Origin of the sequence: Streptomyces sp. MB09-02B, from assembly GCF_033794485.1 — a bacterium.
Classification (GTDB): Bacteria; Actinomycetota; Actinomycetes; order Streptomycetales; family Streptomycetaceae; genus Streptomyces.
Genome location: NZ_JARGEE010000084.1, coordinates 1 through 26,609, shown reverse-complemented (window position 1 = coordinate 26,609; position 26,609 = coordinate 1). Strand labels below are relative to the sequence as shown.

21 protein-coding genes and 3 pseudogenes are annotated in these 26,609 nt (G+C 70.1%); 20 read left to right on the top strand and 4 right to left on the bottom strand.

Going from position 1 to position 26,609, the window contains the following annotated elements; genetic code table 11:
* Positions 1-1,690, top strand: a 1,690-nt coding sequence (locus tag P1P70_RS14810; protein ID WP_319237308.1) for a hypothetical protein, incomplete at its 5' end; no start/stop codon positions are given.
* Here the strand turns inward: P1P70_RS14810 and P1P70_RS14805 are convergent.
* Complete coding sequence (locus P1P70_RS14805; RefSeq protein ID WP_319237307.1) at positions 1,687-2,010, bottom strand: PASTA domain-containing protein; 324 nt, start codon at positions 2,008-2,010, stop codon at positions 1,687-1,689. The two genes, P1P70_RS14810 and P1P70_RS14805, sit on opposite strands and share 4 nt — an antisense overlap.
* Before the next feature lie 158 nt (positions 2,011-2,168).
* On the bottom strand, positions 2,169-2,675 hold the full coding sequence (locus P1P70_RS14800) for a GNAT family N-acetyltransferase (protein WP_319237306.1): 507 nt from the start codon (positions 2,673-2,675) through the stop codon (positions 2,169-2,171).
* Between the two features lie 160 nt (positions 2,676-2,835).
* On the opposite strand from P1P70_RS14800, the gene P1P70_RS14795 reads away from it, so the two are divergent.
* Positions 2,836-4,128: a geranylgeranyl reductase family protein gene (locus P1P70_RS14795; RefSeq protein ID WP_319237305.1), complete on the top strand. Its 1,293-nt coding sequence runs from the start codon at positions 2,836-2,838 to the stop codon at positions 4,126-4,128.
* A gap of 262 nt (positions 4,129-4,390) precedes the next feature.
* Here the strand turns inward: P1P70_RS14795 and P1P70_RS14790 are convergent, their stop codons facing one another.
* Positions 4,391-5,221: a C40 family peptidase gene (locus tag P1P70_RS14790; RefSeq protein ID WP_319237304.1), complete on the bottom strand. Its 831-nt coding sequence runs from the start codon at positions 5,219-5,221 to the stop codon at positions 4,391-4,393.
* 715 nt (positions 5,222-5,936) lie between these two features.
* Between P1P70_RS14790 and P1P70_RS14785 the strand changes: the two genes are divergently transcribed.
* From P1P70_RS14785 to P1P70_RS14700, 18 genes and pseudogenes are all read left to right on the top strand, one after another.
* Positions 5,937-6,296, top strand: a complete 360-nt coding sequence (locus P1P70_RS14785; RefSeq protein ID WP_009310323.1) for an NADH-quinone oxidoreductase subunit A — start codon at positions 5,937-5,939, stop codon at positions 6,294-6,296.
* Positions 6,297-6,311: 15 nt separating this feature from the next.
* A complete protein-coding gene (locus P1P70_RS14780) occupies positions 6,312-6,866 on the top strand; it encodes a NuoB/complex I 20 kDa subunit family protein (protein WP_003998928.1) in 555 nt (184 codons plus the stop codon).
* A complete protein-coding gene (locus P1P70_RS14775) occupies positions 6,863-7,624 on the top strand; it encodes an NADH-quinone oxidoreductase subunit C (protein ID WP_319237303.1) in 762 nt (253 codons plus the stop codon). The genes P1P70_RS14780 and P1P70_RS14775 overlap by 4 nt, the downstream gene beginning before the upstream one ends.
* Complete coding sequence (locus P1P70_RS14770; RefSeq protein ID WP_319237302.1) at positions 7,621-8,961, top strand: NADH-quinone oxidoreductase subunit D; 1,341 nt, start codon at positions 7,621-7,623, stop codon at positions 8,959-8,961. Before P1P70_RS14775 ends, P1P70_RS14770 begins: the two co-directional genes overlap by 4 nt.
* A gap of 29 nt (positions 8,962-8,990) precedes the next feature.
* Positions 8,991-9,821, top strand: a complete 831-nt coding sequence (gene nuoE, locus P1P70_RS14765) for an NADH-quinone oxidoreductase subunit NuoE (RefSeq protein ID WP_319237309.1) — start codon at positions 8,991-8,993, stop codon at positions 9,819-9,821.
* On the top strand, positions 9,821-11,176 hold the full coding sequence (gene nuoF / locus P1P70_RS14760) for an NADH-quinone oxidoreductase subunit NuoF (protein WP_319237301.1): 1,356 nt from the start codon (positions 9,821-9,823) through the stop codon (positions 11,174-11,176). The genes nuoE and nuoF overlap by 1 nt, the downstream gene beginning before the upstream one ends.
* Positions 11,173-13,677, top strand: coding sequence for an NADH-quinone oxidoreductase subunit G (locus P1P70_RS14755; RefSeq protein WP_319237300.1), 2,505 nt, complete (start codon positions 11,173-11,175; stop codon positions 13,675-13,677). Before nuoF ends, P1P70_RS14755 begins: the two co-directional genes overlap by 4 nt.
* Entirely contained in the window at positions 13,674-15,038 is a 1,365-nt protein-coding gene (gene nuoH, locus P1P70_RS14750) for an NADH-quinone oxidoreductase subunit NuoH (RefSeq protein ID WP_319237299.1), read from the top strand. The genes P1P70_RS14755 and nuoH overlap by 4 nt, the downstream gene beginning before the upstream one ends.
* On the top strand, positions 15,031-15,672 hold the full coding sequence (gene nuoI, locus P1P70_RS14745) for an NADH-quinone oxidoreductase subunit NuoI (protein WP_319237298.1): 642 nt from the start codon (positions 15,031-15,033) through the stop codon (positions 15,670-15,672). The genes nuoH and nuoI overlap by 8 nt, the downstream gene beginning before the upstream one ends.
* Positions 15,669-16,538 carry an NADH-quinone oxidoreductase subunit J gene (locus tag P1P70_RS14740; RefSeq protein WP_319237297.1) on the top strand — a complete coding sequence of 290 codons (870 nt, stop codon included), beginning with the start codon at positions 15,669-15,671 and terminating at the stop codon, positions 16,536-16,538. Before nuoI ends, P1P70_RS14740 begins: the two co-directional genes overlap by 4 nt.
* Entirely contained in the window at positions 16,535-16,834 is a 300-nt protein-coding gene (gene nuoK / locus P1P70_RS14735; RefSeq protein WP_009310327.1) for an NADH-quinone oxidoreductase subunit NuoK, read from the top strand. Before P1P70_RS14740 ends, nuoK begins: the two co-directional genes overlap by 4 nt.
* Before the next feature lie 15 nt (positions 16,835-16,849).
* Entirely contained in the window at positions 16,850-18,823 is a 1,974-nt protein-coding gene (gene nuoL / locus P1P70_RS14730) for an NADH-quinone oxidoreductase subunit L (protein WP_319237296.1), read from the top strand.
* Between the two features lie 5 nt (positions 18,824-18,828).
* Entirely contained in the window at positions 18,829-20,424 is a 1,596-nt protein-coding gene (locus tag P1P70_RS14725) for an NADH-quinone oxidoreductase subunit M (protein ID WP_319237295.1), read from the top strand.
* A complete protein-coding gene (nuoN, locus tag P1P70_RS14720; protein ID WP_319237294.1) occupies positions 20,421-22,070 on the top strand; it encodes an NADH-quinone oxidoreductase subunit NuoN in 1,650 nt (549 codons plus the stop codon). The genes P1P70_RS14725 and nuoN overlap by 4 nt, the downstream gene beginning before the upstream one ends.
* Before the next feature lie 243 nt (positions 22,071-22,313).
* Entirely contained in the window at positions 22,314-24,374 is a 2,061-nt protein-coding gene (gene recQ, locus P1P70_RS14715) for a DNA helicase RecQ (RefSeq protein WP_319237293.1), read from the top strand.
* A gap of 25 nt (positions 24,375-24,399) precedes the next feature.
* Positions 24,400-24,552 carry a hypothetical protein gene (locus tag P1P70_RS14710; protein WP_319237292.1) on the top strand — a complete coding sequence of 51 codons (153 nt, stop codon included), beginning with the start codon at positions 24,400-24,402 and terminating at the stop codon, positions 24,550-24,552.
* A pseudogene (locus P1P70_RS14705) lies at positions 24,553-24,720 on the top strand (ATPase); the annotation flags it as partial. It abuts the gene before it with no gap.
* 56 nt (positions 24,721-24,776) lie between these two features.
* A pseudogene (locus P1P70_RS14700) lies at positions 24,777-25,361 on the top strand (hypothetical protein); the annotation flags it as partial.
* Positions 25,362-25,811: 450 nt separating this feature from the next.
* Here P1P70_RS14700 and P1P70_RS14695 read toward each other — a convergent pair.
* A pseudogene (locus tag P1P70_RS14695) lies at positions 25,812-26,376 on the bottom strand (GntR family transcriptional regulator); the annotation flags it as partial.
* Positions 26,377-26,609: the final 233 nt, after the last annotated feature.

Sequence of the window (26,609 nt, the reverse complement as noted above, 5' to 3'; positions counted from 1 at the left end):
CCCCTCGCCCGTAGGCGCCTTCCTCGGCCGGGCCTTCCGGGGCGACTGGGGCGGCTCCGCGGCGGCCGCGCTCTGGCCGGTCGGGCTGCTCCTCGCCGCCGCCCTCGCCCTGGCCCTCCCCTCGTACGACCAGAGCACCACGGAGGACGACGACTTCGTCGGCTTCGGCGACCGGCTGGGCCTCGCGCTCGCCGCCCTCCTCCAGGGCCTCGGCGGCGGATTCAGGATCTCCGAGAGCGGGGGCGGCGACTTCGCGGGCGACTACCCGTCCGCCGAAGGCGCCCTCACCCTGACCCTGGTCCCGCTCACGGTGACCGCCCTGTTCCTCGGGGCGCTCTTCCTCGGCGTACGACAACTCCGCACCCGCCTGGTGACCCGCGCCGCGTACGCCGGCGCGGGAGTACCCGGGGCAGGGCCCGCCGGCGGCCGTACCGCCGGGCTGGAGGCGGCCGTGCGGGTCACGCTGCTGGTGACCGCCGCCGTACTGCTGCTGGGGCTGTTCGCGCAGCCCGACATCGCGCGCGTGGAGGTCTCGACGTCCCCCTGGCGCACCGCGCTGGGCGCGCTGCTGCTCACCGCCGCCGTCTCGGCGGGCCTGCTGCAACGCGACGACCTGGCCGCCTGGCTGGCCGTCCGCCCCGGGCCCCGGACCCTGTTCCGGGCGACCGGAACGGCCGTACGGGCCATGGCGGTCGTCCTCGCCCTCTGCTCGCTCGTCACCTTCGTCGTCCTCGCGGCGAACGACGAGTGGCAGGGGGAGTGGCAGGAGGACCTCAACCCGCTCCTCCTGGTGCTGATCGTCCTCCCCAACCTCGCCGTCCATCTCCTCGGCCTCTCCTGGGGCGCCTCCGTCCAGGGCGAGGCGGGCCGTACCCGGTACGGGGACGACACGTCGTACGACTCCTCCGGCGACTACGGACTCGTCGAGTCCGGCCCGTACGGCGACTACGAGCGCGAGTCGTTCGGCCTCTCCGAACTGGGCGACGCCGTCAACTCCTGGGCGGTCGTGGGCGCGTTGACGCTGGGGGCGGTCTGCGCACTGATCCTGGGGATCATGGCGGCCCGCCGTTCCACGAGCCGTGGCGAGCAACTCCTCGCCGCGGGCGTCTTCTTCGGGCTGTTCCTCGTCCTCGCCGGCATCAGCGGCTTCGGCATGGAGGCGTCCGGCTCGGCCACGGCCGAGTTCACCACCGAGTTGGCGGTCGCGGGCCAGGTGGACGCGGGCCTCGACATCCCCGAAGTGCTGCTCTTCGGCCTCGTCTGGATCTTCGCCGCGGCCTTCCTCGCGCCCTATCTGGTGCAGATGACGGGAGCGCGTACGGCGGTGATCGCACCGCCGATCCCGGCAATGCCGAGCGGCGGCCCGACGGCGGCCCACGGGGTCCCGCAGCCGCGCGCTGGTCTGGACCCTCACCATCGCGGCGGCCTTCGTGATCGGTGGGGGAGGGGCGGCGGCGATCCTGCTCTGGCAGAGGTAGGGAGCAGGGCACCGCACGCGTGCTCGAAAGGGCCGCCCGGGGGCTATGGGGTGTTTCGAAAGTCCCGCACAGCACCCACGGCGCCCGGCACGCCCTCTCGCCGCACCGGCCAAAAGCCCAAGTACATCCAGTACGAGGGCTTTCGTCCGGCACGCCGAGAGCACGCACCGGACACCGCGGGCACCGCACAGGACTTTCGAAACACCCCCTAGCGAAGAACCGCGAACGGGTCCCCCGGCTCGTCCAACGCCCTGCGCAGCCCGGGCGGCGGCCCACCGCGCCGGGGCTCTCGGACACCCCCGCCGTCGTCCCCCAGCTCGAACCACACGGTCACGGCGGCCCCGCGCGGCACCCGCACCCCCGGTGGCGGGTACTGCCGTACGACGTGGTCCACGACGGTGCGTGGGAAGTCGGGCCGGTCGGGGGCGACGAGGAGCACCCCGCCCGCCTCGGCCGTCTCGCGCGCGTCCACGGCCATCAGCCCGACGAACCGTGGCACACGCACTTCGGATGACTTGGGTGTTATGCGCACAGACGTTCACCCCCAGCGGTACCGGCAGGGTAACCGCCGAGCGCCCCCGCCCGGAAGCACTGCGTGGCAGTCTGCGGCAAATCGCTACGCTGAGTGACGAGTTGCCGAAATCCCGAACGGCCGGGCCGCGGGCCGCGGGACGCGGGACCGCCGGACGGCTACAGCGCCAGCCGGTAGCAGTGTCCCGGCCGGCCCGAGGCGGGTGTCGTGAACGTCTCCGCCAGTTCCATCCCCAGTCGCCGGGTGACGGCGATGGACCGCTCGTTGCGGGCGTCGACCATGGCGACGACCCGGTCGACACCGGCCGCCCGCACCCGCTCCAGGGTCTGGAGCGCGGCGGCGGTCACATGCCCCTTGCCCCAGTGCTCCCGGCCGAGCCGCCAGCCGATCTCGATCTCGCCGGTCGGTCCCCACTTGCGGGGCCACGGCTGCGCGCCGGTGAAGCCGACGGCCCGGCCCTCCTCGTCGAGCAGGGTCCACAGGCAGAAGCCGTGCTCGGCGTCGTGGCGGCGCTGGCGCGCGGTGAGCTCCTCGTAGACGGACAGCTCGGCGGACCGGCCGCCGTGGAACTCCATGACGTCGGGATCGTCGAAGATCCGGTGCCAGGCGAAGGCGTCCTCGTCGGTGGGGACGCGCAGCCGTACGTCGGGCAGAGCTCGGTTCACAGGGGCAGCCCTTCAGCCGATGATCGGTACCGCTGAATAGACTGCCCATGTCCGACCCCGGTCGGCACATGTTTTCCGGCCGTCCGGTTCCCCGGACTGTCGGCAGGCCCTGCTCCGCTCCTGCTACTTAGATCCTTCTACTTCTTGGGGAGAACCCGTCGTGACCGAGCCCCAGCCCCTTACCGAACACACCGCCGATGTGATCGTCGTCGGGGCCGGGCCAGCCGGTTCCACCACCGCGTACTACCTGGCGAAGGCCGGCCTGGACGTGCTGCTCCTGGAGAAGACCAGCTTCCCGAGGGAGAAGGTCTGCGGCGACGGCCTCACGCCGCGCGCCACCAAGCAGCTGGTGTCGATGGGCATCGACATCTCCGAGGAGGCCGGCTGGCTCCGCAACAAGGGGCTGCGGATCATCGGCGGCGGCGTCCGTCTCCAGCTCGACTGGCCGGATCTCGCCGCCTACCCGAACTACGGACTCGTCCGCAAGCGCGACGACTTCGACGAGCAGCTCGCCCGCCAGGCGCAGAAGGCGGGCGCCCGCCTCCACGAGCAGTGCAACGTGGGCGCGCCGATCATCGACGACCGCACGGGCCGGATCACCGGGGTGCACGCCAAGCTCGGTGACGAGAAGCGCGAAGTCACCTTCCACGCCCCGCTGGTGGTGGCGGCCGACGGCAACTCCACCCGCCTCTCCCTCGCGATGGGCCTGCACCGCCGCGAGGACCGCCCGATGGGCGTCGCGGTGCGCACCTACTTCACCTCGCCGCGCCACGACGACGACTACCTGGAGTCCTGGCTGGAGCTGTGGGACAAGCGCGGCCCCGGCGAGGACCGGCTGCTCCCCGGCTACGGCTGGATCTTCGGCATGGGCGACGGCACGTCCAACGTCGGTCTGGGCGTCCTCAACACCTCCTCCGCCTTCAAGGAGCTGGACTGGCGAGACGTCCTGAAGGCCTGGTGCGCGTCGATGCCGGAGGAGTGGGGCTACACCCCCGAGAACATGACCGGCCCCATCCGCGGCGCCGCCCTCCCGATGGCCTTCAACCGCCAACCGCACTACACCAAGGGCCTGCTGCTGGTCGGCGACGCCGGCGGCATGGTGAACCCCTTCAACGGCGAGGGCATCGCCTACGCGATGGAATCCGGCCAGATCGCCGCCGACGTCATCGTCCAGGCCCACGCCCGCGCCACCCCCGGGCAGCGTGAACTCGCCCTCCAGCGCTACCCGCAGGTCCTCAAGGACACCTTCGGCGGCTACTACACGATGGGCCGCGCCTTCGTGAAGCTCATCGGCAACCCGAAGATCATGAAGCTCGCCACGCAGCGGGGCCTGACCCACCCGCTCCTGATGAAGTTCACTTTGAAGATGCTGGCGAACCTGACCGACCCCACCGGCGGCGACGCGATGGACCGCATCATCAACGGCCTGAGCAAGGTGGCCCCGAAGGCCTGACCCGCCCGGGCGCGCAGGGCCCCGCATGACCATGTATGACCATGTGTGACCGCGTTCGGCCGGCCACGGAGCGCTCCGTGGCCGGCCGAACGCGCTGTACGCCCCTGAGGGCCGCGCTCTCGCCCGGGAGCGCGGAACACCATGAGTGTGGGACGAAAGGCGCCCTGTGGGGCGCCTGTGGCCTTACTGCGGGCAGCCCGAGGGCCGCTGTCCCCTACGGGGGAGAGCGGCCCTTCGAAAACGCCCTGGGCGACCGCGTGGGTCAGAGCACGCGCACCGCGCCCGTCGCCGGGTAGCCGGAGAGGTCCTGGATGACGACACCCTTGGAGGGGTTCGCCGCGTCGAGGTACTGGCCGTTCCCGACGTAGACACCCACGTGGTACGCCGAACCCTTGGCGCCCCAGTACAGGATGTCGCCGACCTGGAGGTTCGACAGCGAGACCTCGGTGCCCTGCATCGACTGGTCCTGCGAGACCCGGGGGAGCTCGACGCCGACCTGCTTGAACGCGGCCTGCACGAGCGAGGAGCAGTCCCACGCGTTGGGGCCGGTGGCGCCCATGACGTAGGCGTCGCCGAGCTGCGCCTTCAGGAACGAGATGACCGTGCCGACGCTGCCGCTGGCCGGCGCCGTGGCGGTGCTGGTCGACGAGTTGGTCGTGAGGGTGGCCCGCTCGGTGTCACGCGAGGCGCGCTCGGCGGCGGCCTTGCGCTCGGCCTCCTCGGCGGCCTTCTTCCGGGCCTCTTCCTTCTTCGCCTTGGCGAGGTCCTTGTCGGCCTGCTTGGCCGCCTCTTCGGCGGCCGTGTCACGCTCGGCCTGCAGCTGGTACTCGGCCGCCATCACCTTCGTGGCGTCCGCGGACTGCGCGGCCTGCGTGGCCAGGTCGGCCGTGAGGGTGGGCAGTTCAAGCGTCTGCGTCACCGGCTCCGCGGCGAACGCGGCCGTCGACGCGCCGGCCACTGCCACGGTGCTGAGAACGCCACCGGCGACTCCGGCGCGCATCGCGATCGAGGACGCGTTGCGGCGGGGTTTCCGGTGGCTGCGTATGTGAGCGGTGTGGGACATGGGTACAAGCGGTACCAGCGACTCCTCCATACCTTCAAGAAACGTGTGCTGCGCCACAGTTGTTCAACGGAGGCCGCAAATTTCCTGAGCGTCACTCTTTATTGACGCCGTAACGGGCATAGCGGACAGGGTCGAACAGGCCTTTGATCATGCGCTTTCGTGATTACGCCCGAATTGCCCTGCGCTTACCACCGATCGCAGCGAGTGGCCAAGGCCGGTTGATTTGATCTCGGTCCGATGTGGCGCAGGTCACGGAACGGTCACCCGTTCCCGAGGCGTCCCGCGCGGGAAGGCCCCCTCGCGGCGCTCGTGAACGCGTGCACGTGTCCACATTCGTCGTCGGACCTCCCTCCGAGGTGTGAACGCGGGCTCTATCAAGCGCCCTCGTCCAGCACCAATTTGCATGCACCGGAACTCTCTTGATATAGAGACGCCCTGCGTGACCAGCAGTAACGAGCGAAAATGTCACTTCTGGTGATCAGTCTGGCGCTTCGTGTATGAAGATCGACGCTCATCCGACTTCATGATCCTTCGTCAGGTGGTGGAGATCACAAACTCGGTGCCGCACCCGTGTCGCAGATCACAGACCGGCAGGCATAGGATGCGGGGCAGTTGGGCTTGTGACCTGCTTCACATGTTCGCGATCTTCGTCGAGACAGGCGGGGTTCGTGTGGCCGGTGGGGCGGGAGAGCAGGGCCGATGCAATCCGCCAGCAGTCAGTGCCGACTGAGAGGAGCGAGGAGCGGTGAACGCCTATGCGCCCATCCTCGTACTGGGAGCCCTCGGGGCAGGCTTTGCGATCTTCTCCGTGATCATGGCCACTCTGATCGGCCCGAAGCGCTACAACCGGGCCAAGCTCGAGGCCTACGAGTGCGGGATCGAGCCCACCCCCACGCCGGCCGGCGGCGGGCGTTTCCCCATCAAGTACTACCTGACGGCGATGCTCTTCATCGTCTTCGACATCGAGATCGTCTTCCTCTACCCGTGGGCCGTCACCTTCGACGCCCTGGGTGTTTTCGGGCTCGTGGAGATGCTGCTCTTCGTGCTCACCGTCTTCGTCGCCTACGCGTACGTCTGGCGCCGCGGCGGCCTGGAATGGGACTGAGGGGCCTTTAAGACCATGGGACTCGAAGAAAAACTGCCGAGCGGTTTCCTGCTGACCACCGTCGAGCAGGCCGCGGGCTGGGTACGCAAGGCATCCGTCTTCCCCGCCACCTTCGGCCTCGCCTGCTGTGCCATCGAGATGATGACCACGGGCGCGGGGCGCTACGACCTGGCGCGCTTCGGCATGGAGGTCTTCCGCGGCTCGCCGCGCCAGGCCGACCTGATGATCGTGGCCGGCCGGGTCAGCCAGAAGATGGCGCCGGTGCTGCGGCAGGTCTACGACCAGATGCCGAACCCGAAGTGGGTGATCTCCATGGGGGTCTGCGCGTCGTCCGGCGGCATGTTCAACAACTACGCGATCGTCCAGGGCGTCGACCACATCGTCCCGGTCGACATCTACCTCCCGGGCTGCCCGCCACGGCCCGAGATGCTGATGGACGCGATCCTCAAGCTCCACCAGAAGATCCAGACGTCCAAGCTCGGCGTGAACGCGGAGGAAGCGGCCCGCGAGGCCGAGGAAGCCGCGCTCAAGGCACTGCCCACGATCGAGATGAAGGGGCTGCTGCGATGAGCGACGGGAACGGCAAGAACGGCCCGGGCGACGCGAACGGGGTGAACCCCGAGAAGGACCTCGCCGCCTCCAACCTCCCCGGCCAGCGCGGCGACGGCGGCGAGGAGATCCGCGTCCAGCGCGGCATGTTCGGCGCGAACGACGGCGGCGACACCTCCGGCTACGGCGGCCTGGTCCGCTCCATCCGGCTCCCCGGCGAGGCCGTCCGCCCCTACGGCGGCTGGTTCGACGAGGTCGCCGACGAGCTGGAGGGCGCCCTGGAGGAACAGGGCCTCGTCCCCGAGAACGTGATCGACAAGACGGTCGTCGACCGGGGCGAGCTCACCTTCCACATCGAGCGCGAGCACCTGCTCCGCGTTGCCCGCACCCTGCGCGACGACCCGGCACTCCGCTTCGAGCTGTGCACCGGCGTCTCGGGCGTCCACTACCCCGGGGACAAGGGCCGCGAGCTGCACGCCGTCTACCACCTGCGCTCGATCACCCACAACCGGCTGATCCGCGTGGAGGTCTCCGCCCCCGACGCCGACCCGCACATCCCGTCGCTCGTCCCCGTCTACCCGACCAACGACTGGCACGAGCGCGAGACGTACGACTTCTTCGGCATCGTCTTCGACGGCCACCCGGCGCTGACGCGGATCATGATGCCGGACGACTGGCAGGGCTTCCCGCAGCGCAAGGACTACCCCCTCGGCGGCATCCCCGTCGAGTACAAGGGCGCCCAGATCCCGGCTCCGGACCAGCGGAGGTCGTACTCATGAGCACGCAGCACGCATCCGCGGAGTCCCAGGCCTCCGCGCGCGAGACCACCGAGGGCACCGTCTACACGGTCACCGGCGGCGACTGGGACGAGGTCACCCAGACCGCGGCCCGGTCCGACGACGAGCGCATCATCGTCAACATGGGCCCCCAGCACCCGTCCACCCACGGGGTGCTCCGGCTGATCCTGGAGATCGACGGCGAGACCGTCACCGAGGCCCGCTGCGGCATCGGCTACCTCCACACCGGCATCGAGAAGAACCTCGAGTACCGCACGTGGACGCAGGGCACCACGTTCGTGACGCGCATGGACTACCTGACGCCGTTCTTCAACGAGACGGCGTACTGCCTCGCCGTGGAGAAGCTCCTCGGCATCGAGGACGAGATCCCGGACCGCGCCACGATCATCCGCGTGCTCCTGATGGAGCTGAACCGGCTCTCCTCCCACCTGGTGTGCATCGCCACCGGCGGCATGGAGCTGGGCGCCACCACGATCATGATCTACGGCTTCCGTGATCGTGAACTCATTCTCGACATCTACGAGCTGATCACCGGCCTGCGCATGAACCACGCGTACATCCGGCCCGGCGGACTCGCCCAGGACCTGCCGCCCGGCGCGGTGGACCAGATCCGCGAGTTCGTGAAGAAGATGGACAAGAACCTCCCCGAGTACGACAAGCTCGCCACCGGGAACCCCATCTTCAAGGCCCGGATGCAGAACGTCGGCCACCTCGACCTGACCGGCTGCATGGCCCTCGGCGCCACCGGCCCGATCCTGCGCTCCGCCGGCCTCCCGCACGACCTGCGCAAGACCCAGCCGTACTGCGGCTACGAGACGTACGACTTCGACGTCCCGACCGCCGACACCTGCGACTCCTACGGCCGCTTCCTGATCCGCCTGGAAGAGATGCGCCAGTCCCTCAGGATCGTCGAGCAGTGCCTGGACCGGCTGGAGCCCGGCCCGGTCATGGTCGGCGACAAGAAGATCGCCTGGCCCGCCCAGCTCGCCCTCGGACCGGACGGGCTCGGCAACTCCCTGGACCACATCAAGAAGATCATGGGCACCTCCATGGAGGCCCTGATCCACCACTTCAAGCTGGTGACCGAGGGCTTCCGCGTCCCGCCGGGACAGGCGTACGCGGCGGTCGAGTCGCCCAAGGGCGAACTCGGGGTGCACGTCGTCTCCGACGGAGGCACCCGCCCCTTCCGGGTCCACTTCCGCGACCCGTCCTTCACCAACCTGCAGGCCATGGCGGCGATGTGCGAGGGCGGCCAGGTCGCCGACGTCATCGTCGCCGTCGCGTCCATCGACCCCGTGATGGGAGGCGTCGACCGGTGACCACCACCCCCGAGGGCGTCAGCCTGGGCATGCCCCAACTGCCCGCGCCCGACTACCCGGACGACGTTCGAGCCCGGCTGGAACGGGACGCGGCCCAGGTCGTCGCCCGCTACCCGGACTCCCGGTCCGCCCTCCTGCCGCTGCTGCACCTCGTGCAGTCCGAGGAGGGCCATGTCACCCGCACCGGCATGCGGTTCTGCGCCGACGTGCTCGGCCTGACCACGGCCGAGGTCACCGCCGTCGCCACCTTCTACTCCATGTACCGGCGGGGGCCCTCCGGCGACTACCAGGTGGGTGTCTGCACCAACACCCTGTGCGCGGTGATGGGCGGCGACGCCATCTTCGACGCGCTCCAGGACCACCTCGGGGTCGGCAACGGCGGGACCACCGACGACGGCAAGGTCACCCTGGAGCACATCGAGTGCAACGCGGCCTGCGACTTCGCGCCGGTCGTGATGGTCAACTGGGAGTTCTTCGACAACCAGACCGTCGACAGCGCCAAGCGACTCGTCGACGACCTGCGCGCGGGAGCCGAGGTCCGGCCCACGCGCGGGGCGCCGCTGTGCACCTTCAAGGACACCGCCCGCATCCTCGCCGGCTTCCCCGACGAGCGGCCCGGGGCCGTCGAGGCGAGCGGCGGCGCCGGCCCCGCCTCGCTGGTCGGCCTCCGCCTGGCCAAGGGGGAGGCCGGAACCGCGCGCGTGGTCCACCCGCGGGACGGCGGCCCGCACGACGAGCCGCAGGACCGGGTGCACGAGCCGTCACCCAGCGAGCACCTCAGCTCGCACGACGCGCCGCAGGACACGTCGGCCTCCGACCCGGCCCACCCGGCCGGGCCCGCCGCCGAGGAGGGGGAGTGATGACGTTGGCACCCGAGATCAAGGGCAGCAGCCCGGAGAAGCTGCTCGCACCCGTGCTGTCGTCCTTCTGGGACGAGGACAGGCCCTGGACGCTCGACGTCTACCGCAGGCACGACGGGTACGAGGGCCTGCGCAAGGCGCTCGCGATGACGCCGGACGACCTCATCGCGTACGTCAAGGAATCCGGGTTGCGCGGCCGTGGCGGCGCGGGATTCCCCACCGGGATGAAATGGCAGTTCATTCCCCAGGGCGACGGAAAACCGCACTATCTCGTTGTCAACGCCGACGAGTCGGAGCCCGGAACGTGCAAGGACATTCCGCTCCTCTTCGCGAACCCGCACAGCCTCATCGAGGGCATGATCATCGCGTGCTACGCCATCCGTTCCTCGCACGCCTTCATCTATCTGCGGGGTGAGGTCGTCCCCGTCCTGCGGCGGTTGCACGAGGCCGTCCGTGAGGCCTACGAGGCCGGCTTCCTCGGCGAGAACATCCTGGGCAGCGGACTCGACCTCGAACTCACCGTGCACGCGGGCGCCGGCGCGTACATCTGCGGCGAGGAGACCGCACTGCTCGACTCGCTCGAAGGCCGCCGCGGTCAACCGCGACTGCGTCCCCCCTTCCCTGCCGTGGAAGGCCTCTACGCCTGTCCCACTGTCGTGAACAACGTCGAGTCGATCGCGTCGGTTCCCGCCATCCTGCACCGGGGCAAGGAATGGTTCCGGTCGATGGGCAGCGAGAAGTCCCCCGGCTTCACGCTCTACTCGCTCAGCGGCCACGTCGCCTCCCCCGGCCAGTACGAGGCCCCGCTCGGCATCACCCTGCGCCAGCTGCTGGAGATGAGCGGCGGCATGCGGCCCGGACACCGCCTCAAGTTCTGGACGCCGGGCGGCTCCTCGACGCCGATGTTCACCGACGAGCACCTCGACGTCCCCCTCGACTACGAGGGCGTGGGCGCCGCGGGTTCCATGCTCGGCACGAAGGCACTCCAGTGCTTCGACGAGACGACCTGCGTCGTGCGGGCCGTCACCCGCTGGACCGAGTTCTACGCCCACGAGTCCTGCGGCAAGTGCACCCCCTGCCGCGAAGGCACCTACTGGCTGGTCCAGTTGCTGCGTGACATCGAGGCCGGCAAGGGCGTCATGAGCGACCTCGACAAGCTGAACGACATCGCCGACAACATCAACGGCAAGTCCTTCTGCGCCCTCGGCGACGGCGCCGCCTCGCCGATCTTCTCCTCCCTCAAGTACTTCCGCGCGGAGTACGAGGACCACATCACGGGCCGGGGCTGCCCCTTCGACCCGGCCAAGTCGACGGCCTGGGCCGACAAGGACAAGCACGCGGAGGTGAACGCATGACCGTGACCACGAGCGCTCCCTCCGGGGGCGGCGAGGCGGCGGTCCCGCCGGAAGATCTCGTCTCGCTGACCATCGACGGCATCGACATCAGCGTGCCCAAGGGCACCCTGGTCATCCGGGCCGCCGAACAACTCGGCGTCGAGATCCCCCGCTTCTGCGACCACCCCCTCCTCGACCCGGCCGGCGCCTGCCGCCAGTGCATCGTCGAGGTCGAGGGCCAGCGCAAGCCCATGGCGTCCTGCACGATCACCTGCACCGACGGGATGGTCGTCAAGACGCACCTCACCTCCCCGGTCGCGGAGAAGGCCCAGAAGGGTGTGATGGAGCTCCTGCTCATCAACCACCCGCTGGACTGCCCCGTCTGCGACAAGGGCGGCGAGTGCCCGCTGCAGAACCAGGCCATGTCGCACGGCCACTCCGAGTCCCGCTTCGAGGGCCGCAAGCGGACGTACGAGAAGCCCCTCCCGATCTCCACGCAGGTCCTGCTCGACCGCGAGCGGTGCGTGCTGTGCGCCCGGTGCACCCGGTTCTCCAACCAGGTCGCCGGCGACCCGATGATCGAACTGATCGAGCGGGGCGCGCTGCAGCAGGTCGGCACCGGCGAGGGCGACCCCTTCGAGTCGTACTTCTCCGGCAACACCATCCAGATCTGCCCCGTCGGCGCGCTGACCTCGGCGGCGTACCGATTCCGCTCCCGCCCCTTCGACCTGGTCTCCTCGCCGTCCGTCTGCGAGCACTGCTCCGGCGGCTGCGCCACCCGCACCGACCACCGGCGCGGCAAGGTCATGCGACGCCTCGCGGCCGACGACCCCGAGGTCAACGAGGAGTGGATCTGCGACAAGGGCCGCTTCGCGTTCCGGTACGCGCAGCGCCCGGACCGGCTCACCACCCCGCTGGTCCGCAACGCCGACGGTGTCCTGGAGCCCGCGTCCTGGCCGGAGGCCCTGGAGGTCGCCGCCCGCGGCCTGTCGGCGGCGCGCGGCCGGGCCGGTGTCCTGACCGGCGGCCGGCTCACCGTCGAGGACGCCTACGCGTACAGCAAGTTCGCGCGCGTCGCCCTCGACACCAACGACATCGACTTCCGCGCGCGCGTGCACAGCGGCGAGGAGGCCGACTTCCTGGCCGCCCGGGTCGCCGGACGCGGGCGTGACCTCGACGGCACGGGCGTCACCTACACCGCCCTGGAGAAGGCGCCCGCCGTCCTGCTGGTCGGCTTCGAGGCCGAGGAGGAGGCGCCCGGCGTCTTCCTGAGGCTGCGCAAGGCCTGGCGCAAGCACAAGCAGCGGGTGTTCTCGCTGGCGACGCACGCCACCCGGGGTCTGGAGAAGGCCGGCGGCACCCTGCTGCCCGCCGCGCCCGGCACCGAGACCGAGTGGCTGGACGCCCTCGCCAGCGGCTTCGGCCTCGACGACGACGGCACCAGGGCCGCGGAGGCGCTGCGCACCGAGGGCGCCGTGATCGTCGTCGGGGAGCGCCTCGCCGCCGTCGCGGGCGGGCTCACCGCCGCCGTGCGGGCCGCGTCCCTGACCGGCGCGAAGCTGGTGTGGATCCCGCGCCGGGCCGGGGAACGCGCCGCCGTCGAGGCGGGCGCGCTGCCGTCCGTGCTGCCGGGCGGGCGCCCGGCCACCGACCCACGCGCACGCGCGGAGGTCGCCGCCGCCTGGGGCGTCGCCGAACTCCCCGCGCGCTACGGCCGGGACACCGGGCAGATCGTCGAGGCCGCCGCCACCGGAGAGCTCGGGGCCCTGGTGGTGGCGGGTGTGGAAGTCGGCGATCTGCCCGACCCGGCACGCGCGCGTGAGGCACTGTCCGCCGTGGGCTTCCTGGTGTCGCTGGAACTGCGGCCCAGCGAGGTCACCGACCGCGCGGACGTCGTCCTCCCGGTCGCGGCCGTCGCCGAGAAGGCGGGCACCTTCGTCAACTGGGAAGGCCGCGTGCGGATGTTCGAAGCCGCGCTGAAGCCCGACCAGATGACCCGCCGGGTGGCCCCCACCGACCGGCGCGTGCTGCAGATGCTGGCCGACGCGATGGACGTCCACCTCGGGCTGCCGGACCTGCGCACCACGCGCGCGGAGCTGGACCGCCTCGGGGCGTGGGACGGGGCGAGGGCCAACGAGCCGGTGGAGGTCGGGGCCGCGCTGCCGCGCCCGGCCGCCGGGGAGGCCGTCCTCGCCGGACACCGGCTGCTGCTCGACCAGGGCCGCCTCCAGGACGGCGACGACGCGCTCGCCGGCACCCGGCACGCCGCCCACGCGCGCGTGTCGGCCGCCACGGCCGCCGAGGTGGGCGTCAAGAACGGCGACGTCCTCGCGGTCAGCGGCCCCGCCGGGGTCGTCGAACTGCCGCTGAGCATCGCCGAGATGCCCGACCGCGTCGTCTGGCTGCCGCTGAACTCCACCGGCTCGGGCGTCGCCTCCGACACCGGGGCGCTGCCCGGCGCACTCGTCCGTATCGGCCCCGCGACGCTCGCCGCCGAGGCCCCCGAGGAGGTGGAGGCGTGAGCCCGATGTACCTCGCCGCTGAGGACCTCTCGATGTTCGGCCGCGACCCCTGGTGGCTGGTCGTCGTCAAGGCGGTGTTCTGCTTCGCCTTCCTGATGATCACCGTGCTTTTCTCCATCGTGTGGGAACGCAAGGTCGTCGCCTGGATGCAGCTGCGCATCGGCCCCAACCGGCACGGCCCCTGGGGCATGCTCCAGTCGCTCGCCGACGGCATCAAGCTGATGCTCAAGGAAGACGTCATCGTCAAACGCGCGGACAAGGTCGTCTACGTCCTCGCACCGATCGTCGCGGCCATCCCGGCCTTCATGGCGATCGCGGTGATCCCCTTCGGGCCCGCCGGCAACGAGGTCTCGATCTTCGGCCAGCGCACCACGATGCAGCTCACAGACCTGCCGATCGCGATGCTCTACATCCTCGCGGTCGCCTCGGTCGGCATCTACGGCATCGTCCTCGCGGGCTGGAGCTCCGGCTCCACCTACCCGCTGCTCGGCGGCCTGCGGTCCGCCGCCCAGATGATCTCGTACGAGATCGCCATGGGCGCCGCGTTCGCCTCCGTCTTCCTCTACTCCGGGTCGATGTCGACCTCGGCGATCGTGGAGGCGCAGCAGGACCGCTGGTACATCGTGTTGCTGCCGGTCTCGTTCGTCATCTACATCGTGACCATGGTGGGCGAGACCAACCGCGCCCCGTTCGACATGCCGGAGTCCGAGGGCGACCTCGTCGGCGGCTTCAACACCGAGTACTCGTCGATCAAGTTCGCGCTGTTCATGCTCGCCGAGTACGTCAACATGGTGACCGTCTCCGCCGTGTCGGTGACGCTCTTCCTCGGCGGCTGGCGGGCCCCCTACCCCATCAGCACCTTCTGGGAGGGCGCCAACCACGGCTGGTGGCCGATGCTCTGGTTCGTGGTGAAGGTGCAGCTGCTGCTGTTCTTCTTCATCTGGCTGCGCGGCACCCTCCCGCGCGTCCGCTACGACCAGCTGATGAAGCTCGGCTGGAAGGTGCTCCTGCCGGTCTCCGTGGTCTGGCTGATGCTCGTCGCGACCGTGCGGACCCTCAGGAACGAGAACTACGACTTCGCCGAGATCGCGCTGTACGTCGCCGGCGCCGTCATCGTCCTCTTCCTGCTGTCCGTCGTCGCCGACATGTTCCGCGACCGGCGCGAGGCACAGCAGCAGCCCGCCGAACCGGCCGGCTTCGACCCGATGGCCGGTGGGTTCCCCGTCCCGCCCCTGCCCGGACAGACCCTCCCGCCGGTGCCGCGCAGGCGCCCGCGCCGGGAGCGGGAGCTGATTGTCAGTGGTGGGTCCGATACTGAGAGTGACGGATCTTCGAATGGGAGGGAGGCGTCCGATGGCTGAGGAGCCGAAAGAGAACAAGCAGGGGTTCCAGAACCCCGTCGCCGGCTTCGGCGTGACCTTCAAGGCCATGTTCAAGAAGCGGCTGACCGAGCAGTACCCGGAGCAGGAGAAGACCACGGCCCCGCGGTTCCACGGCCGGCACCAGCTCAACCGCCATCCGGACGGTCTCGAGAAGTGCGTCGGCTGCGAACTGTGCGCCTGGGCCTGCCCCGCCGACGCCATCTACGTCGAGGGCGCCGACAACACGGACGAGGAGCGCTACTCCCCGGGCGAGCGGTACGGCCGCGTCTACCAGATCAACTACGCCCGCTGCATCCTGTGCGGCCTGTGCATCGAGGCCTGCCCGACGCGCGCGCTCACCATGACCAACGAGTTCGAGCTGGCCGACTCCAGCCGCGCCAACCTCATCTACACCAAGGAGCAGCTGCTCGCCGGTCTTGAGGACGGCATGGTCGACTCGCCGCACGCGATCTACCCGGGCACCGACGAGCAGGACTACTACCGAGGCCTGGTCACCGAGGCCGCGCCCGGTACGGAGCGTCAAGTGGCCACCTCCACGGGAGAGAAGCCGCAGGACGCTGCCTCCACCACCGGTGAGGACGAGCCGGCGTCGGAGGAGGTGATCCGCCGATGACGCAGCAACTCGCCGCCGCGGCCACTCTGTCCGCCGGCACCTCCACCGGTGAGGCCGTCCAGTTCTGGGTCCTCGGCACCATCGCCGTGATCGGCGCCCTGTGCACCGTCTTCATGAAGAGGGCCGTGCACAGCGCCCTCTGCCTCGCCGGCACCATGATCATCCTGGCGGTGTTCTACCTGGCCAACGGCGCCTACTTCCTGGGCATCGTGCAGATCGTCGTCTACACCGGCGCGATCATGATGTTGTTCCTGTTCGTGGTGATGCTCGTCGGCGTCACCGCGGCGGACTCCCTGAAGGAGACCATCAAGGGCCAGCGCTGGCTGGCCCTCCTGTGCGGCCTCGGCTTCGGCATCCTGCTGATCGCGGGCATCGGCAACGCCTCGCTGACGGAGTTCAACGGCCTCGGCACGGCGAACGCCGGCGGCAACGTGGAGGGCCTCGCGGCCCTGATCTTCACCGACTACGTGTTCGCCTTCGAACTCACGGGTGCCCTCCTCATCACGGCCGCCGTCGGCGCCATGGTCCTCACCCACCGCGAGCGCACCGAGCGCGCCAAGACCCAGCGCGAGCTGGCCGAACAGCGCGTACGTGAGGGCAAGCACCTCCCGCCGCTCCCGGCCCCCGGCGTCTACGCCCGGCACAACGCGGTCGACGTCCCGGGCCTGTTGCCCGACGGCACCACGTCCGAGCTGACCGTCAGCAAGACCCTGCGGGACCGGGGCCAGATCCGCGACGTGTCGACCCAGGCACTGAACGACCTCAAGGCACTGGAACAGCGCGCCGAGGACCGCCTGGAGCGCACCAACAGCGGCGCCGGCGGAAACGGCCGGAACGGCGGCGACAGCGGGGAGGCAGCGCAGTGAATCCCGTCAACTACCTGTACCTCGCCGCCCTGCTGTTCACGATCGGCGCCACCGGCGTCCTGATCAGGCGGAACGCGATCGTGGTGTTCATGTGCGTCGAGCTGATGCTCAACGCCTGCAACCTCGCCCTGGTCGCCTTCTCCCGCATGCACGGCAATCTCGACGGCCAGATCATCGCCTTCTTCACGATGGTCGTCGCCGCCGCGGAGGTCGTGGTCGGTCTCGCGATCATCGTGTCGCTGTTCCGGTCCCGCCACTCGGCCTCGGTAGACGACGCCAGCCTGATGAAGCTGTAAGGGGTCGGAAGAATCGTGGAGAACCTGATTGCGCTGCTGGTCGCGGCGCCCCTGCTCGGAGCCGCCGTCCTGTTGTGCGGCGGCCGGCGCCTCGACGCCGTCGGCCACTGGATCGGCACGGCCCTCGCCGCCGCCTCCTTCGTCATCGGCGTGGTCCTCTTCGCCGACATGCTCGGCAAGGACGCCGAACACCGCGAGATCGGCCAGCACCTGTTCAGCTGGATCCCCGTCGAGGGCTTCCAGGCCGACGTCGCCTTCCAGCTCGACCAGCTGTCGATGACGTTCGTCCTGCTGATCACCGGAGTCGGCTCGCTCATCCACGTGTACTCCATCGGGTACATGGAGCACGACGAGCGCCGACGCCGCTTCTTCGGCTATCTGAACCTGTTCCTCGCGGCGATGCTGCTGCTGGTCCTCGCCGACAACTACCTGCTGCTGTACGTCGGCTGGGAGGGCGTCGGTCTCGCCTCCTACCTGCTGATCGGCTTCTGGCAGCACAAGCCCAGCGCCGCCACCGCCGCGAAGAAGGCCTTCCTGGTCAACCGCGTCGGCGACGTCGGGCTGTCCATCGCCATCATGCTGATGTTCACCACCTTCGGGACCTTCGCCTTCGGCCCGGTCCTCGGCGCCGTCGGCGAGACGAGCGAGGGCACGCTCACCGCGATCGCCCTGATGCTGCTGCTCGCGGCCTGCGGCAAGTCCGCCCAGGTGCCGCTGCAGTCCTGGCTCGGGGACGCGATGGAGGGCCCGACTCCGGTCTCCGCCCTCATCCACGCCGCGACCATGGTCACCGCCGGTGTCTACCTGATCGTCCGTTCCGCCGCCATCTTCAACGGCGCCCCGGACGCCCAGCTCGTCACCACCGTCGTCGGCGCGGTCACGCTCCTCTTCGGTGCGATCGTCGGTTGCGCGAAGGACGACATCAAGAAGGCCCTCGCCGGTTCGACGATGTCGCAGATCGGGTACATGGTGCTGGCCGCCGGACTCGGCCCCATCGGGTACGTCTTCGCGATCATGCACCTGGTGACGCACGGCTTCTTCAAGGCCGGGCTGTTCCTCGGCGCCGGCTCGGTCATGCACGGCATGAACGACGAGGTCGACATGCGCAAGTACGGTGGCCTGCGGAAGTACATGCCGGTCACCTTCGTCACCTTCGGCCTCGGCTACCTCGCCATCATCGGCTTCCCGGGCCTGTCCGGCTTCTTCTCCAAGGACAAGATCATCGAGGCGGCCTTCGCCAAGGGCGGCACCGAGGGCTGGATCCTCGGCGGCGTGGCCCTGCTGGGCGCGGCCATCACCGCGTTCTACATGACGCGCGTGATGCTGATGACGTTCTTCGGCGAGGAGCGCTGGCGCAGCCGGCCCACGGCCTCCCCGGCCGAGCCGGACGTGGAGCCCGCCGCCGAGCACGGTGGCGCGGCTGCGTCTGATCATGTCGCTGCCGCGACGGGGGAGCCGCACCCGCACGAGTCGCCCAAGGTCATGACGATCCCCATGATCGTCCTGGCGGTCGGATCGGTCTTCGGCGGCGCATTCTTCAGCATCGGCGACCGCTTCATCCACTGGCTGGAGCCCGTCACCAAGCACTCGCACGGCCACCCGCCGATCAGCGCCGCGGCGGTCACCTCGGCCACCGTCGCCGTGATGGTCATCGGCGTCGGCCTCGCGTGGCTCCAGTACGGGCGAAAGCCCGTCCCCGTCGTCGCCCCGCGCGGATCGCTGCTCACCCGGGCCGCCCGGCGCGACCTCCTCCAGGACGACTTCAACCACGTCGTCCTCGTACGCGGCGGAGAGCACCTGACGCGCTCCCTCGTCTACGTCGACCACACCCTGGTCGACGGAGTCGTCAACGGCACGGCGGCCTCCATGGGCGGCCTCTCCGGGCGGCTGCGCCGGATCCAGAACGGCTACGCCCGCTCGTACGCGGTCTCGATGTTCGGCGGCGCTGCGATCCTCATCGCCGCGACCCTGCTGATGAGGGCGGTCTGATACCGATGTCCTTTCCTCTGCTGACAGCGACGGCGGCGCTCCCGGCCCTCGGGGCGATCGCCACGGCCGCCGTCCCGGCCCAGCGGCGCAACGCCGCGAAACTGCTGGCGCTGATCGTCTCGCTGGGCACGCTCGTGCTCGCCGCGATCATCGCGGTCCGCTTCGACCCCGGCGGCAACCGCTACCAGCTCACCGAGTCCCACGCCTGGATCGCGGACTTCGGGGTGCGCTACGAGCTGGGCGTCGACGGCATCGCGGTGGCGCTGATCGGGCTCACCGCCCTGCTGATCCCGTTCATCATCCTCGCGGGCTGGCACGACGCCGACCCGCTGGAGACCGGCGCTGCATCTCTCAGCAGCTTCGCTGCGGGGCGGTGGCGGCCGACGCAGGGCTTCTTCGCCCTGATCCTGGCCGTCGAGGCGATGGTGATCATCTCCTTCGAGGCCACCGACGTCTTCCTCTTCTACATCTTCTTCGAAGCCATGCTCATCCCGATGTACTTCCTCATCGGCGGCTTCGGCGACCGCGCCCACGAGCACGGCGAGGAGACGGCGGCCACCCAACGTTCGTACGCCGCGGTGAAGTTCCTCCTCTACAACCTGGTCGGCGGTCTGATCATGCTGGCCGCGGTCATCGGCCTGTACGTGGTCGCCGGGAACTTCTCGCTCCCGGAGATCGCCGAGGCCCGTGCCAACGGCTCCCTGGAGATGGCGACCAGCACCGAACGGTGGCTGTTCCTCGGCTTCTTCTTCGCCTTCGCCGTGAAGGCGCCGCTGTGGCCGCTGCACACCTGGCTGCCCAACGCCATGCAGGAGTCGACCGCCCCGGTCGCCGTCCTCATCACGGCCGTCGTCGACAAGGTCGGCACGTTCGCGATGCTCCGCTTCTGCCTCGGTCTGTTCCCCGAGGCCAGCACGTGGGCGACGCCCGCGATCCTCGTCCTGGCGCTGATCAGCATCATCTACGGGGCGCTGCTCGCCGTCGGCCAGCGCGACATCAAGCGGCTGGTGGCGTACGCGTCGATCTCGCACTTCGGCTTCATCATCCTGGGCATCTTCGCGATGACCAGCCAGGGCCAGTCCGGCGCGACGCTCTACATGGTCAACCACGGCATCTCGACCGCCGCCCTGATGCTGGTCGCCGGATTCCTGATCTCCCGGCGCGGGTCCCGGCTCATCGCCGACTACGGCGGGGTGCAGAAGGTCGCGCCGGTGCTCGCCGGCACCTTCCTGATCGGTGGCCTCGCGACCCTGTCGCTGCCCGGACTCGCCCCGTTCGTCAGCGAGTTCCTGGTCCTGGTCGGCACGTTCGCGCGCTACCCGGTGGTCGGGATCATCGCCACCGTCGGCATCGTCCTCGCCGCGCTCTACACCCTCGTCCTCTACCAGCGGACGATGACGGGCCCGGTGAAGGCCGAGGTCGAGGGGATGCCCGACCTGCGGGTCCGCGAACTCGTGGTGGTCGCACCGCTGGTCGCGCTGCTGATCTTCCTGGGTGTCTTCCCGAAGCCGCTCACCGACATCGTCAACCCGGCGGTGGAGCACACCATGTCCGACGTCCAGAAGAAGGACCCCCAGCCCGAGGTGGAGGCGGCCAAGTGAGCGCATCAGCCGTCCACAGCCTGTGGACAACCGCGGCCGAACCGATCACCAAGATCGACGCGCCGAAGATCGAATACGGGCAACTGTCGCCCACCCTGATCGTCATCGGCGCGGCGATCATCGGAGTGCTGGTCGAGGCCTTCGTCCCGCGCAAGTCCCGCTACTACGTTCAGGTGTTCGTCTCCGTCGTCGCCCTCGCGGCCTCCTTCGCCGCGGTCGTCGCGCTCGCGGCGGGCGGATACGGCACCACGAAGGCCGGCATCGCGGCCATGGGCGCCATCGCGGTCGACGGACCGGCCCTGTTCCTCCAGGGCACGATCCTCCTCGCCGGCATCCTCGGCGTCTTCACCTTCGCCGAACGCCGCCTCGACCCCGAGACCCACGGCAACAAGGTCGACTCCTTCGCCGCACAGGCAGCCTCCGTGCCCGGCAGCGACAGCGAGAAGGCCGCCGTCAAGGCCGGATTCACCACCACCGAGGTCTTCCCGCTGCTGCTCTTCGCGATCGGCGGCATGCTGATCTTCCCGGCGGCCAACGACCTGCTGACCCTGTTCATCGCCCTGGAGGTCTTCTCCCTCCCGCTGTACCTGCTGTGCGCCGTGGCCCGCCGCAAGCGGCTCATGTCCCAGGAGGCCGCGGTCAAGTACTTCCTCCTCGGCGCCTTCGCCTCCGCCTTCACCCTCTTCGGCATCGCCCTGCTCTACGGCTACGCGGGCTCGGTGAACTACGCGACGATCGCCCAGGTCGTCGACGGCACCATCGGCGACATCAGTCCCGCCCTCGCCGACACCATGGGCAACGACGCGCTGCTGCTCATCGGCGCCGCCATGCTCGTCATGGGCCTGCTGTTCAAGGTCGGCGCGGTGCCGTTCCACATGTGGACCCCGGACGTCTACCAGGGCGCGCCCACCCCGGTCACCGGCTTCATGGCCGCGGCGACCAAGGTGGCCGCCTTCGGCGCGCTGCTCCGGCTCCTGTACGTCGTCCTGCCCGGTCTGCGCTGGGACTGGCGGCCGGTCATGTGGGCCGTCGCCATCGTCACCATGCTGGCCGGCGCGATCGTCGCCATCACCCAGACCGACATCAAGCGACTGCTCGCCTACTCCTCGATCGCGCACGCCGGCTTCATCCTCGCCGGTGTCATCGCGGCCTCGCCCGACGGCGTCTCGTCCGTGCTGTTCTACCTGGGCGCCTACTCCTTCGTGACCATCGGCGCGTTCGCCGTGGTCACGCTGGTGCGGGACGCGGGCGGCGAGGCCACCCACCTGTCCAAGTGGGCCGGGCTCGGCCGCAGGTCCCCGCTCGTGGCGGCCGTCTTCGCGGTCTTCCTGCTGGCCTTCGCGGGCATCCCGCTGACCTCCGGGTTCGCGGGCAAGTTCGCCGTGTTCAAGGCGGCGGCGGAGGGCGGCGCGGGCGCGATCGTCGTGGTCGGTGTGATCTCGTCGGCCATCGCCGCGTTCTTCTACATCCGCGTCATCGTGCTCATGTTCTTCAGCGAGCCGCGCCCCGAGGGGCCGACGGTCGCCGTGCCGTCACCGCTGACCATGACCGCGATCGCGGTCGGGGTCGCCGTCACGCTGGTGCTCGGCGTCGCACCGCAGTACTTCCTGGACCTCGCGGGGCAGGCGGGCGTCTTCGTGCGGTAGCGCTCCGCTCGGCTGCCGCTTTCGTTGCTGCCCCGGTTGCTACTCGGTTACTGCTCGGCTGTTCGAACATGGCGGGACTCGGCTTCGAAAGGAGCTGGGTCCCGCCCTTGTTCTCCGGTCCGGAGCCGCCGCATCCGGGTGGAGCCTGTGGATAACTCTGAGGCTGTCGGTGCGGGCGCCTATCGTGGCTAGGGCTGGAGGAACCACGGACGGCACTGGACGCAAGGGCGCGGGGGGCGGGCCATGATCGGGACGGGCGGGACGAGTGTGATGGCGGACGAGGACAGGACGACCGGGACGGACAGCGAGGCGCTGGCCGTGCTCCACCGGGTCTTCGGGTACGACGCCTTCCGGGGCGAGCAGGCAGCGATCATCGAGCACGTGGTCGCGGGCGGCGACGCCGTCGTCCTCATGCCGACCGGCGGCGGAAAGTCCCTCTGCTACCAGATCCCGTCCCTGGTCAGGCCCGGCACGGGCATCGTCGTCTCCCCGCTGATCGCGCTGATGCAGGACCAGGTGGACGCCCTGCGGGCCCTCGGCGTGCGCGCCGGGTTCATCAACTCCACCCAGGACTTCGACGAGCGCCGCGTGGTCGAGGCCGAGTTCCTCGCGGGCGAGCTGGACCTCCTCTACCTCGCACCGGAGCGCCTGCGGCTCGACACCACCCTGGATCTGCTGGGCCGAGGCAAGATCTCCGTCTTCGCGATCGACGAGGCCCACTGCGTCTCCCAGTGGGGCCACGACTTCCGGCCCGACTACCTCTCCCTCTCCCTTCTGGGCCGACGCTGGCCCGACGTACCGCGCATCGCCCTCACCGCCACCGCCACCCGCGCCACCCACCGCGAGATCACCGAGCGGCTCGACATGCCCCGGGCCAGACACTTCGAGGCCAGCTTCGACCGGCCCAACATCCAGTACCGCATCGTGCCCAAGGCCGACCCGAAGAAGCAGCTCCTGTCCTTCCTGCGCCAGGAACACGCGGGCGACGCCGGCATCGTCTACTGCCTCTCCCGCAACTCCGTGGAGAAGACCGCCGAGTTCCTCAGCAAGAACGGCGTCGAGGCGGTGCCGTACCACGCCGGCCTCGACGCGGGTACCCGCGCGGCCCACCAGTCACGGTTCCTGCGCGAGGAAGGGCTCGTCGTCGTCGCCACGATCGCCTTCGGGATGGGCATCGACAAACCCGACGTACGGTTCGTCGCCCACCTCGACCTGCCGAAGTCCGTCGAGGGCTACTACCAGGAGACCGGCCGCGCCGGCCGCGACGGACTGCCGTCCACGGCCTGGATGGCGTACGGCCTGAACGACGTCATACAGCAGCGGAAGATGATCCAGGGCAGCGAGGGCGACGAGGCGTTCCGCCGCCGGGCCGCCGGCCACCTAGACGCCATGCTTGCGCTCTGCGAGACCGTCCAATGCCGACGCGGACAGCTCCTGCAGTACTTCGGCCAGGAACCCCAGGCCGACGGCTGCGGCAACTGCGACACCTGCCTCGTCCCGCCGGAGACCTGGGACGGCACCGTCGCCGCGCAGAAGGTGCTCTCCACGGTGGTGCGGCTCCAGCGCGAGCGCGGGCAGAAGTTCGGCGCCGTGCAGATCGTCGACATCCTGCTGGGGCGGCGGACCGCGAAGGTCATCCAGTTCGACCACGACCAGCTTTCCGTCTTCGGCATCGGCGAGGACATGGCCGAGGGTGAATGGCGGGGCGTCGTAAGGCAGTTGCTCGCCCAGGGGTTCCTCGCGGTCGAGGGCGAGTACGGCACGCTCGTGCTCACCGAGGAGAGCGGGGCGGTGCTGCGGCGGGAGAGGGACGTGCCGCTGCGCAAGGAACCGAAGAAACCGGCGACCACACGGCAGGCGTCGGGCGGCTCCGGGGCGTCGGGGTCCGGCTCGTCGGGCTCCGGCCGGGGCGAACGGAAGGCGAAGGCGGCCGTCGAGCTCTCCGACGACCTGCTCCCCGTCTTCGAGGCCCTCCGCGCCTGGCGCGCCGAACAGGCCCGCGAACAGGGCGTCCCCGCCTACGTCATCTTCCACGACGCCACCCTCCGCGAGATCGCGGCCACCGCCCCCGCCTCCGTCGACGAACTCGGCACCATCAGCGGCATCGGCGAGAAGAAGCTCGCGACGTACGGGGAGGGCGTGCTCGGGGTCCTCGCCTCGCTGGGCGGCACCGGCACCGACGAGGGCTCCTCGGCCGCCACAGCCACGGCCACCGCCACCGCCACACCCACGGACGGGGACGCACACGGCTCCTTCGACTGGCCGGACGACGAGCCGGAACCCGAGCCGGACGATTGGGCTTAGCGGACACACGGGGGAGGGGACCACCATGGACGCGCAGGACACGGCGGAGAAGCTGCGGACGATCACCGGGGAGCTGTCGGAACGCTTCTACGAGCGCGACGACGTGGTACGCACCCTGATGGTCACCCTGCTGGCCGGGCAGCACTCGCTGCTGCTCGGCCCACCCGGCACCGCGTGACTGGCCATGGCGGGGCAGCGACTGGAGAAACTGCGCGAGGAGGCGGCGAGCTCGGGCCGTTCCACCGCCGCCATCGACCGGGTCACCGGCCGCCAGCGCGCCGTACGCGCCCGTGTCCTCACCGAGGCCCTCGGCGTGGACGCGAGCACCGTGCAGGCCCAGCTCTGAACGAGGGGGGATCGCAGCGATGGACGGGACCACATCCGAAGCGGTGCCCCGAAGCGGTGCCCCGGGGCGGGGCACCGGCCAGGCTCGACGAGCTGGCGGGGCTGGCCGGGACGTGGCTGGGGCTGACGGACGGGGGCCCCGCACGACACACCGCCGCGGTCGTCGCGGACCGGTTCGACCGGATCGTATGGCGCGACACGTACGAGCAGTCGGCGGGACTGCGCGAACTGACCGAGGAACTGGCCGATGAGTCGGACGACGCTCGGTACAGGCACCACGGTCAGACCGCCGACCTGCTCACCGACGTCTTCTTGGCCGCGTACCAGGTCCGCCCGCGGTTGCGTGAGCGGACGGAGATGACGCCCTCCCGGCTGGTCGACCACCAGGTGATCACCTCGCTGACGGAATCACCGGAGTACGCGGAACTGCACCGGGAGACGGCCGGTGATCCCTACGCCGCCGCCATGGCCGTGCTCGCCCAGGCCCCGGCGCTCCGCAGCATGCTGGAGCGCACCCGCGACGCCCGCCGGCGGGCCGAACGGGCGGACCGGGCCCAGCGGGACGCCGAGGACGCGGCGACCGCCGTCGCCGAGGTCCTGCGACGGGCCGCGGACGAGGCGGACGAGGACCGTCCCGGCCCGCCCTCGCCACCGGCGGGGCATACAGCCGACCCGCTCACCACAAGGCCGGCACCAAACCCGAAGGACAGGCTGACAAGCGACTTTGAGGATCAGCACACTGAGCCCATGCGATACGAGGAGAAGGCCAAGCTCACCACAGCGAGGGCTCTGGTCCCGGTGGCCCTCCTCGTCACCTCGCCTGTGCTGCTGATAGCCGGAGCGCCGCTCCGTCGCCGATACCTCCGCTACGTCTACCGGGATGGAGCGCCACTGATCCTGGACAAGAAGCAGGGCCGAATCAGCGTCCACTGGTTCGTGGTCACCAGCCCTCTTCTCGAATGGTTGTGCCGGCCCACAGAGTCACTCGCTCGACTCGTCTCACGCCGAGGTTGAACGGCAGGCTCATGGAGCGCGCGACGCGTACGCCCTGACGTCGGCGTCGGAGTCCTTGGTGGCTGTGGTGAGGGCGGTGCGGAAGACGTCGGTGTTCTCCAGGTCGGCGCCGAGCAGCGCCGTGCCGAGGTCGAGGGGGCCGAGGGTGAGCGGGATGTAGGTGAGGTCGAGGGAGAGGGGAGGCCGTTCAGGCGGCGCAGACGTTCGATGTAGAGGACGTCGGTGCCGGGCGGGAGGTGCAGGCGGTCGGCCACGGGGGTGGGGCCCATGGTGCGGACCTCGTTGGTGACCGTGCCGTGCTCGCGGAGGGTTTCCGCGAGGCCCATCAGGCGGTCCAGGCCGTGGGGGTACTTCCGGGCGACGACGACGGTGCCGACGCCCGGGAAGCGTTCCACGAGGTCTTCGGCGCGCAGCAGGTCCAGGGCCTCGCCCACGGTGTTGCGGGTCGCGCGGTAGTCGGTGGCGAGGGTGGACTCGTGGGGAAGCGTGCCGTCCGCGAAGCCGCCGCTGAGGAGCTGACGGCGCAGCAGATCGGCGAGCTGCCGCGCCTGGTCCGCCCGCAGCCGGCGTCCGCACCGCCCCGTGCGGCGACGGTGGTCGCGCCCTGTCCGGCGTGGTCCCGGATGCGGTCGGTGGATGGCATGTTTCGAACCATACCGAAATGGTGGGGAAAGCGATGTTGCCGGAGTGTTGCGCCATCTGAGGAGGTGTCGAAGACCGTGCTGACCTGCTCTTACGTGGGAGAGGGCGCAAGATCTGCCACCGACTTGTCCAAGGGGTGGGAATGCGGCTCCGGTGGCTGGGATGCGCCGTTCCGCCTCCTGGGCCCGGACGCGCCGTTCTACCCCTGCGCCGCCACCACCCGCCCCCTGACCT

Bases quoted from the DNA above. Each gene is read 5' to 3' on its own strand.
- P1P70_RS14710 (WP_319237292.1), top strand. From the start codon at position 24,400: ATGGACGCGCAGGACACGGCGGAGAAGCTGCGGACGATCACCGGGGAG.
- P1P70_RS14775 (WP_319237303.1), top strand. From the start codon at position 6,863: ATGAGCGACGGGAACGGCAAGAACGGCCCGGGCGACGCGAACGGGGTG.
- nuoI (WP_319237298.1), top strand. From the start codon at position 15,031: ATGGCTGAGGAGCCGAAAGAGAACAAGCAGGGGTTCCAGAACCCCGTC.
- P1P70_RS14790 (WP_319237304.1), bottom strand. From the start codon at position 5,221: ATGGAGGAGTCGCTGGTACCGCTTGTACCCATGTCCCACACCGCTCAC.
- P1P70_RS14740 (WP_319237297.1), top strand. From the start codon at position 15,669: ATGACGCAGCAACTCGCCGCCGCGGCCACTCTGTCCGCCGGCACCTCC.
- nuoF (WP_319237301.1), top strand. From the start codon at position 9,821: ATGACGTTGGCACCCGAGATCAAGGGCAGCAGCCCGGAGAAGCTGCTC.
- P1P70_RS14770 (WP_319237302.1), top strand. From the start codon at position 7,621: ATGAGCACGCAGCACGCATCCGCGGAGTCCCAGGCCTCCGCGCGCGAG.
- P1P70_RS14725 (WP_319237295.1), top strand. From the start codon at position 18,829: ATGTCCTTTCCTCTGCTGACAGCGACGGCGGCGCTCCCGGCCCTCGGG.
- P1P70_RS14780 (WP_003998928.1), top strand. From the start codon at position 6,312: ATGGGACTCGAAGAAAAACTGCCGAGCGGTTTCCTGCTGACCACCGTC.
- P1P70_RS14755 (WP_319237300.1), top strand. From the start codon at position 11,173: ATGACCGTGACCACGAGCGCTCCCTCCGGGGGCGGCGAGGCGGCGGTC.
- nuoE (WP_319237309.1), top strand. From the start codon at position 8,991: ATGCCCCAACTGCCCGCGCCCGACTACCCGGACGACGTTCGAGCCCGG.
- recQ (WP_319237293.1), top strand. From the start codon at position 22,314: ATGATCGGGACGGGCGGGACGAGTGTGATGGCGGACGAGGACAGGACG.